This window comes from Paenibacillus zeirhizosphaerae (assembly GCF_030705605.1).
Lineage (GTDB): Bacteria > Bacillota > Bacilli > Paenibacillales > Paenibacillaceae > Paenibacillus > Paenibacillus zeirhizosphaerae.
Genome location: NZ_JAPCKK010000031.1, coordinates 316420 through 323225, shown reverse-complemented (window position 1 = coordinate 323225; position 6806 = coordinate 316420). Strand labels below are relative to the sequence as shown.

The window sequence follows — 6806 nt, the reverse complement described above, 5'->3', positions numbered from 1 at the left end:
TCCATCTGACGGTTGATCCAGAGCTCGTCATTGCAGAATTTAAGTCGGTTGGCAAACACAAGGAAACCGGCAAGCCTTATAACCAAACGTACATCAGTGTCGTGGAAACGAAGGATGGAAAAATCACGCGTTACCGTGATTTCTGGAATCCGCTTGTGGCCGCCGAGTCGATCGGCAGCTTGAACGATGTGGTGCGCTTCTCGGAGTAAGAATCGCGACCGAAGCCTAATTTTTTGACCAAACCAGACCGAAAGGTCTAAAAAAATAACATATAAACGGAGGAAGAACCAATGACAAACCAAACAACAAACCAAATGACGCAAGAGGCTGTAAGAGAAAGAGCGCAGGAGGCATTCCGCAATCATCTGAAGCATTTGTCCGGTGGAGACATTAAGGCATGGGTGGAGCTGTGGGAAGAGAACGGCGTACTGGAGTTCCCGTACGGACCAGCCGGATTCCCGGATAAGAAGGAAGGCAAAGCGGAGCTCTACGACTACATGCAGAACTTCCCGAAGCATTTCGACGTCCAGTTCACCGAGCTTGAATTCCATCTGACGGTTGATCCAGAGCTCGTCATTGCAGAATTCAAGTCGGTTGGCAAACACAAGGAAACCGGCAAGCCTTATAACCAAACGTACATCAGTGTCGTGGAAACAAAGGATGGAAAGATCACACGTTACCGTGATTTCTGGAATCCGCTTGTGGCCGCCGAGTCGATCGGCAGCTTGAACGATGTGGTGCGCTTCTCGGAGTAACTTGCGGGAGGATGCTTTTCATCCCAGCCCAATGTCCGTCACTCACCTATGCTTGGTTCAACGTTCTATAAACGTTAGCGTAGAGGGGAGAGGAGGGGATTCACTCGGCTAGAAGCAAGGAATTTGATACGAACCTTGTACTGCATAAAGCGATGGAGGTGTTCGGGCACTATGGCTATGAAGGCACCTCCATGCAACTGCTTCTGGGCGGCTTGGGCATTGCCCGCCAAAGCTTATATGATACGTATGGGAACAAGCGGGACCTCTTTTTGAAGGCGGTCAAACATTACGTGGACGAGAAGTCTTCAGATGTTGTCACTTATTTGGCGGTGATGGTGCCTGTGAAGCAGGCAATTACCGATATATTCGACGTGGTTGGGGAGACGCTCCGCGACGAACAGCGACGCAAGGAATGCTTTATTCTTTCCAGCGCAATCGACCGAATTCCTCATGATCCAGAAATCGCCGAGCTGTTCGCGCAGGACAAAGTCCGACTGGAGGAGGCACTTTACGAGGCGTTGGTACGAGGCCAGGAGCAGGGCGAATTTAGCATAAGTAGGGATATGCGTGCGCTGGCAAGGTATTTGTACTATGCCCGGTATGGACTGACACAAGCAGCCAAATTGACGGAAGATCCGCTTGTTATCGAGCAAATCACAACGGTAACTTTATCTGTGGTGGAACAAGAATGAAGCGACGCAAGGTGCTACATTCCTTTTGTTGAAACTAGATCGAATGGTCAAAATAAAATGGGCGCAGACGCTTGTGTCTGCATGAGAAGGGGAATCGAACATGAACGCATCAAAATACAAAGGCTTGGCGTTATTCATCCTAGCAGTTTCACAACTGGTGATGGCGCTGGATTATACAATCATATTCGTAGCCATGCCGTCGCTAGGCAATGAGCTCGGCTTCTCGGCGAATAATCTGCAGTGGGTTGTCAGCGCATATTCGCTTGCCTTCGGGGGCTTCCTCCTTATCGGCGGTCGGTTATCTGATCTGCTGGGGAGACGACGCATGTTTATGATCGCCATGGGGCTCTTCGGACTGGGTTCGCTCTTGGGCGGCTTGGCAGAATCGCAGCTTATGCTCATCGCAGCCAGAGGGCTGCAAGGTCTAGGCGGAGCGCTATTATCACCGGCAACGCTGTCGCTTATCATGTCGAACTTCAATGAAGGGCCTGAACGTAACCGGGCGATGGGCATCTGGGCATCGATGGGCGGCGTCGGCATGTCGCTTGGCCTGCTGCTAGGCGGGGTACTCACCAGTTATGTTGGATGGGAATCGACCTTTTTGGTGAACGTACCGATCGCACTCGCAGTTATTATTCTCGCACCATTCGTACTTACCGAGAGCAAGGTTACCGCTGGAACCAAGCATTATGATGCTGCCGGTACAATATCGGTAACCGCAGGTCTGCTGCTCGTTGTCTACTACCTGATCCAAGCGCCAGTCGAAGGCTGGGCCAGCGCATCGACACTTCCTTTTGTTCTGATTGGCGCCCTGCTGCTGCTTGCTTTCGCGGCTATTGAGAAACGAACCAAAGAGCCGCTGATTTCCTTCCGCATGTTTAAGAATCGCAACCTGACGGGAGCGTCACTTACGGCGTTTTTATTCTCGGCTTCATTCGGCTCGTTGTATTATTTCTTGACGTTGTATACACAGGGCGTCTTGCATTATTCCGCTATACAATCGGGGCTTAGCTTCCTACCACTGACACTGAGCGCCTTCGTCGGCGCCAAGCTGATTAACAAGATGCTGACCAAAGTTGGCGTGGCAGGTACGATCGCGACAGGGATGGGGCTTGGAGTTGTAGGGTTCCTGCTGCTGACGGGATTGTCTGAGACGGGGTCAGCTTGGGGGATTATTCCGGGCACCGTGATTATCGGCATCGGTCAGGCGCTTGTCTTTACGACGATGTTTATCGCGGGCAGTGCAGGCATTGAGCCGAAGGAGCAGGGCGTTGCTTCCGCGCTGATCTCGACAGGTCAACAAATTGGCGGGGCGATCGGCTTGGCGGTTATTATGGCGATTATTTCAGCTAGCCTGGGAACGGGCTCAACACTTGAGCATATGCAGCCGGCTGATCTGAATTCTGCGATTCATACCGCATTCCTGATCTCCGCAGCGACTACGACACTCGGCATTCTAGTGGCCTTCCTGGCGCTCAAGCAGCCGAAGCCGTCGAAGCTCGATGACATCAAAGTAACTGCAGCTCATTGATAAGACGCTATTACGGCTCTGATCCCCGTCCCCCCTATTCTTGACTGAACGTTCTAAAATCGTTATCATAGAGGAGAAGAAAGGAGGTTATCCGTATGGCAAGAAGCAAGGAATTCGATACGAATCTCGTGTTGCATAAAGCAATGGAGGTGTTCGGACACTATGGCTATGAAGGCACCTCCTTGCAACTGCTGCTCGAAGGTCTGGGCATCGCTCGCCAAAGCTTGTATGATACGTATGGTACCAAACGGGACCTTTTCTTGAAGGCGGTCAAACATTACGTGGATGAGAAGTCCTCAGCAGTTGTCGCATACTTGGCGGAGACGTCATCCGTGAAGAAAGCTATCGCTAAAATATTTGCCGTGATCGGGGAGACGTTAAGAGACGAGCAGCGCCGTAAGGAGTGCTTTATTCTCTACAGCGCGATCGACCAGATCCCTCATGATCCTGAGATTGCCGAACTGTTCGAGCAGGATAAACGACGGCTGGAGCAGGCGCTATATGAGGCGTTGGTACGCGGTCAGCAGCAAGGTGAATTTAGCGCGAACCGAGATATGCGTGCGCTGGCGCGGTATCTGTACCATTCGCGGTATGGGCTGACGCAAGTGGCCAAATTGACAAACGATCCGCTCGTCATGGAGCAAATTACAACCGTCACGTTGTCCGTGCTGGAACAAGAATGAAGCGTCGCAAGGTGCTTCATTTCTTTTTATTCTAATTAGATCGAATGGTCAGATAGTAGGGGCACAGGGAACCGACTCTAATATCTGCTTCATTAAGCTAACGGGCAGTTGGACAATTTGTTCACGCACGCACCGCTCATTGGCGAAGTCGTCGGCTCTGATTCAGCGTCAACTCCAGCAGTGGATCTCTGTTTTACCCAGTTATCTATTCCTTTCCACACACTGCTAAGCATTCACAACGTTGTAGACACTTCAAATTATTATAGAACCATTATTGAACTGCTGATGTGTTTGAAGTTCAAATAACGGGAGTCGTTACTTACAAGGAGGGCTGCTCTTAAGCAGTCCTCTTTGTAGTTTCGTCCGATTGGTTTATATGAGGGGATTATTCCTGGTTTTTCTTGCGGTGGTAGTGCTGATTTACTTTGACGCGATTCCCGCACGTGTCCATGCTGCACCAGCGGCGCTGCTGATTGCGGCTGCTATCGTAGAAGAACAGGATGCAGGCATGATTCTCACACTTCTTGAGATTAGCCAGTTTGAATGTCGTGAAGAAGAGGCAGGCCTCTTCCAGGAACAAGGCGGGCAGTTGCGTGATCTCGTAGTTTCTGACAGTGGTGAATGGACGTTCCTGATCGCCTGTCTCGATTTGATAATAACTGCGGTAACGCGCCAACTCTTGATTGAGAAAAGTGACGATCGAGGCCGGAATGGATTGTTCCTGAATGATTTGGGTAAATGCCTGTTCAATCCGGCTGCGAATGATCAGGATCTTTTGAATGATGGTGTCCTGCTCGTCAGGGGTAAGCTCCTCTTGATCACTTATCACCCATTTCCGTCTGTCGGCCTGCTCCAGCCAGCTCATCAGATGATCCCAAGACTCGATGAGCTCTGTCCGGATTCCTTTGACATTCTTGCGGGTGTTCACAAAATCAGTTGTAAAGTGATTGCCTATAAAAACAAATGCGGGCTTATCTATGGTTGATCCAACTCCTTCTCTATGCTCCTGTTTTAATTCTAACCGCTAAATCGGCTGTTTACAAGTTATATAATATTGTGTATTGTAATGCCTGTAAGATACTTTTGATGGTTAGGGGATATGGAAAATGAGATTGGGACACATTGGTTTGAATGTATCGGAAATAGAAAGATCGGTTCGATTCTATACGGAGCTATTGGGCTTTACACTGCGGAATCTATCGGAGGAACCCGGAAGAAAATTTGCACTGCTTGGCGATGATCAGAAGAATCTGGTCACCTTATGGCAGCAAAGTGAAGGACGCTTCTCCCCACGGCAGCCGGGTCTGCATCATCTGGCCTTTGAAGTGGATTCGGTTGATACCATTAAAGGATATGAGGAAAAATTGAGAGCGAACGGAGTTCCCTTCATCTATGATGGGATGGTTGCTCATACGGAGGGCGGAGACTCCGGTGGGATCTTCTTCGAAGATCCGGACGGGATTCGGTTGGAGATTTATGCGCTGCAGGGTGTGGGCTGCCACGCGCACACGGCGACGGAAGGGAAAGCTTGCGGTTTCTTCTGATGAACTATCATCCGGGCGAAATTCAGGTTCAGGAACGGGCGGGTGTAAGGGACATCGCAGCACGCAAAAATAGCATTTACAGTGAGATTCCGCTAGCGGCGAAGACGTTCCTCGAAAGCCAGCCTTTTCTGATACTTGGCGCAGCAGATGACGACGGGGCAGTTTGGGCTTCCGTATGGTTCGGAACCCCCGGATTCATCAAGGTAGAAGACTCTCAGCATGCCATGATTAGCGGTTTTCCTGATTCCCAGGACCCCATCTCACTCTGCCTGACCCCCTCCAATCCGATCGCAGCCATTGCAATCGACTTCGCCACCCGGCGCCGCATGCGCTTGAATGGCCGAATTGGGGAGATCCAACCGAACGGGTTTCAATTTAGGGCAGAGCAAGTCTACTCCAATTGTCCGAAGTACATCCAAGCGCGTGAATGGACCCTAAAAGAAGGACCGAGCATTGAACCGGCAGCTCAGGCACTGGAGACGCTCTCTGAAGAAGTGGTGACCTTGGTGAATAAAGCGGATACCTTCTTCATTGCAACTCAGCATCTTCAGTATGGTACGGATGTATCCCACCGCGGGGGTATGCCGGGATTCGTAAGAGCCGAGGATGACCGGACGTTGGTGTTTCCGGATTACAGCGGCAATGCGATGTTTAATACGCTTGGGAATGCAGTCTGTTACCCGCAGGCAGGGCTGTTATTCATGGATTTTGACTCGGGCAGCCTTATTCAATTGACGGGAACGGTCGAGATTCTATGGGATGTGACTCCATTCGCCCACTGGTTCCAGGGTGCCCAGCGGATCATCCGATTTCATCTGGAACGGGGAATTATTACGAGTCATGCGATGCCTCTAAGCTGGAGTACCGTACAGTACTCCCCTGCTAATCCGAGCGTAGTTGTGGAGTCCTAGTTCGAGGGCATGTGCTACCTCAGGGCCGACAAGCCGAAAGTTATGCCGACCGTAAGAATCAATAAACCGCCTTTTCAATTAAGGCGGTTTTCTTATGGTAAAATATCAATATTAGAATTCAACAAAGTCATGAAAATTGGGTTCTGGACTTAGATTATCCGAGGTTGCAGGCATTAATGGATTTAGAAACTCAACTTTCGCAGCATGAAATCAGAAAACAGGCCTTGATGTAACTGGGCAAAACGGAGATTCACTGCTGGAGTTGCCTCTGAATCAGCAGACAGCTTTTTTCTAGCTTTCTTAGAAGAAGGGGATTCGTCCCGCTCAGAGTCTGGCATCCAGAGTGAGACGGGTGTCTATAGGATATGGTGTTATGGTGTTATGGTGTTATGGTGTATGGTGTTTGGTGTCCGTTACCTGATGCCTGTTGTCTGTTGTCTCTCCATACAGCTTTGCATGATTATCCCTTTTGCTCAGACTCTCAGTCCGTTTCACATCACCTAAACGCTCTGCTTTCTTCTAAGATCGTCTCATCTCGAACCGATCTGTTTCTCCATAAGGTACGATCAAAAAAATAATAGACCCATTTGATTATCCCGAATAGCGTAACAACAGGCATTTTCGTGTCTCACTTCGTATATTTTCGGTTCCCGGTTTTCTATTTTTCTTTACCTGATCCAACGGGATAAT

General features: G+C 49.8%; 8 protein-coding genes. 7 read left to right on the top strand and 1 reads right to left on the bottom strand.

Features of this window, described 5'->3' with window-relative positions; translation table 11 throughout:
• The 5 genes from OIN60_RS20705 to OIN60_RS20685 all read left to right on the top strand — a co-directional run.
• On the top strand, positions 1-209 hold a 209-nt coding region (locus tag OIN60_RS20705), incomplete at its 5' end, for a nuclear transport factor 2 family protein (RefSeq protein ID WP_370872565.1).
• An 81-nt stretch (positions 210-290) separates the two neighbouring features.
• Complete coding sequence (locus OIN60_RS20700; protein ID WP_305756753.1) at positions 291-755, top strand: nuclear transport factor 2 family protein; 465 nt, start codon at positions 291-293, stop codon at positions 753-755.
• Between the two features lie 152 nt (positions 756-907).
• Positions 908-1447 carry a TetR/AcrR family transcriptional regulator gene (locus tag OIN60_RS20695; RefSeq protein WP_305756752.1) on the top strand — a complete coding sequence of 180 codons (540 nt, stop codon included), beginning with the start codon at positions 908-910 and terminating at the stop codon, positions 1445-1447.
• Positions 1448-1547: 100 nt separating this feature from the next.
• Positions 1548-2978, top strand: a complete 1431-nt coding sequence (locus OIN60_RS20690; RefSeq protein ID WP_305756751.1) for an MFS transporter — start codon at positions 1548-1550, stop codon at positions 2976-2978.
• Positions 2979-3073: 95 nt separating this feature from the next.
• Entirely contained in the window at positions 3074-3661 is a 588-nt protein-coding gene (locus OIN60_RS20685; protein ID WP_305756750.1) for a TetR/AcrR family transcriptional regulator, read from the top strand.
• 385 nt (positions 3662-4046) lie between these two features.
• Here the strand turns inward: OIN60_RS20685 and OIN60_RS20680 are convergent, their stop codons facing one another.
• Entirely contained in the window at positions 4047-4616 is a 570-nt protein-coding gene (locus OIN60_RS20680; protein ID WP_370872577.1) for a CGNR zinc finger domain-containing protein, read from the bottom strand.
• Between the two features lie 151 nt (positions 4617-4767).
• Between OIN60_RS20680 and OIN60_RS20675 the strand changes: the two genes are divergently transcribed.
• On the top strand, positions 4768-5205 hold the full coding sequence (locus tag OIN60_RS20675; protein WP_305756748.1) for a VOC family protein: 438 nt from the start codon (positions 4768-4770) through the stop codon (positions 5203-5205).
• Positions 5205-6116, top strand: a complete 912-nt coding sequence (locus tag OIN60_RS20670) for a pyridoxamine 5'-phosphate oxidase family protein (protein ID WP_305756747.1) — start codon at positions 5205-5207, stop codon at positions 6114-6116. Before OIN60_RS20675 ends, OIN60_RS20670 begins: the two co-directional genes overlap by 1 nt.
• Positions 6117-6806 lie beyond the last annotated feature (690 nt).